This is a genomic window from Methanosaeta sp. UBA458 (genome assembly GCF_002496085.1).
GTDB classification, from domain to species: Archaea; Halobacteriota; Methanosarcinia; order Methanotrichales; family Methanotrichaceae; genus Methanothrix; species Methanothrix soehngenii.
Genome location: NZ_DAIK01000101.1, coordinates 17,505 through 17,748, shown reverse-complemented (window position 1 = coordinate 17,748; position 244 = coordinate 17,505). Strand labels below are relative to the sequence as shown.

General features: G+C 56.6%; 1 protein-coding gene. It reads left to right on the top strand.

Translation table 11 applies throughout. The annotated features are described in order from the left end of the window. The coding region (locus BP822_RS07035) for a hypothetical protein (protein ID WP_286878044.1) at nucleotides 1–244 on the top strand (244 nt) is incomplete at both ends.

The window sequence follows — 244 nt, the reverse complement described above, 5'->3', positions numbered from 1 at the left end:
CCATCCCGAGCTGGACCTGGACGACAACCGAGCAGGAGATCGGCTCCCATACCATCGAGGTCAGGGCTCGGGACAACAACCACAATCCGGAAGGAGATAGCTCCAGGACAGCGGAATTCGTGGTTGAGGCTGCTCCAAACAATCCGCCTGAGGTATTTGATCTGGCTTCAGATCTAGCCAGCCCCCAAATTGCTGGCGCAGCAGTAACATTCACTGCGGCGGCATCCGATCCGGAAAATGATAC